Raw genomic sequence first — 1,399 nt, forward strand, 5'->3', positions numbered from 1 at the left:
GGCCGCCGCGACCTCCGGTGCGGTCGTTGCGCTCAGCAGCGGCAGACAGGCAAGCCCCGCTGCCGCCCCCGCGGCCGAGGCCCCCGCCTGCAGCGGCGCCGCGTTGCTGCGCAGCCCCAGAAGCAGCGACGGCCCCAGCGCCATGACGAAAAGCGCCAGCCCGGTGTGCAGCCCCGTGCCCGTCGCCGCCTGCCAGCGGATCGCGGGCAGTCCCGCGCTCTGCGGCCCCGGCAGCAGCCAGGCCGCCGCGCCGCCCGCCGCCAGCATCGCGGGCAGCAGAAACCATGTCCATCCGCTGCGGCTCATCCCGTCTCCTCCGTTCCGGCCGGGCGCAGATGCTGCATCAGCGCGGGCGATTGCAGCAGCGTGGCGGCCGGACCGCACCACAGGCAGCGCCCCGCCTCGATCAGCGCGGCGCGCGTTCCCGGCGGGGCGGCCCGCACCGGGCCGCAGCCCTCGGCACTCATGACGATCGTGGTCCCCGCCGCCTGCAGCCGGGCCAGCGCGCCGCCAAGCTCGGGCGCCGGGGCGTCGATCAGGTAAAGCCGCGGCATCCCCTCCGCCGCGCGGGCCAGTCCCAGCAGCTGGCGCTGGCCGCGGCCGAGCAAGGCGGCCGGACGGTGCCAGTATTCCGCCAGTTCCGGGAAATCGGCGACCAGGCGGTCGCGGCGGCCCCGGCTTCGGCGGCGTCCCGGGCCCAGCCGCAGGTTCTGCGCCACGCTCAGTCCGCCGAACACCCCGCCATCTGCCGGGATCCAGGCCAGCCCGGCCCGCGCGCGTGCAGCCGGGGCCAGCCCGGTCAGGTCCAGCCCGGCCAGGTCGATGCGTCCCGCCCGCAACGGCACGAGCCCCATGATCGCGCGCAGCGCGCAGCCCCGCCCGGCCCCCTCGCGCCCCAGCAGCAGGGTCGTCGTCCCCTCTGCCAGCTCCAGGTCGAGCCCGTCGAGGGCGGGCAATCCATCCACCTCCACGCCGAGCCCTTCGGCCCGCAACAGCGCCGCCCGCCCTCGCGGCGCTGAGGCATCGGGCCGCCGTCCCGGCCCGGCGGCCACGGCCCGGCTGGGACCGGTCCCCAGGACCAGCATGTCACGCGGCGCGTCGACGGAGGTGGCAACGGTCGCTCCGCCGAACAGCCTGCGCGGTTCAGGCGGCACCGGACGTTCCGCCCCGGGCCGGATCGACGGTCGCGACTGGCTCGCGGCCGGGGGCTCTCCCGGCATGGTCAGCCGCGGCTGACCCGTGGCCGGGGGCTCCGGCATCGGCGGGCGCGGCGGATCCGTGGCCGGAGGGGGCTCGGGCACCGGCGGCGGGCCCAGGACCCGCCATTCCTCGGCGGAAGGCGGCGGCGGGCGCGGCGGCGGGCGGCCTCCCGAAGGGGCGGCCGACCGGACCGGCACCG

General features: G+C 78.4%; 1 protein-coding gene and 1 pseudogene. Both read right to left on the reverse strand.

All coding sequences use genetic code 11. The annotated features are described in order from the left end of the window. Positions 1–306 (reverse strand): annotated as a pseudogene (locus ICN82_RS21155) (hypothetical protein); the annotation flags it as partial. After that, positions 303–1,399 (reverse strand): ATP-binding cassette domain-containing protein (locus ICN82_RS21160; protein WP_226898662.1); only part of this gene is annotated, 1,097 nt, incomplete at its 5' end. The pseudogene ICN82_RS21155 and the gene ICN82_RS21160, both read right to left, overlap by 4 nt.

Source organism: Mangrovicoccus algicola (genome assembly GCF_014903745.1).
GTDB classification, from domain to species: domain Bacteria; phylum Pseudomonadota; class Alphaproteobacteria; order Rhodobacterales; family Rhodobacteraceae; genus Mangrovicoccus; species Mangrovicoccus algicola.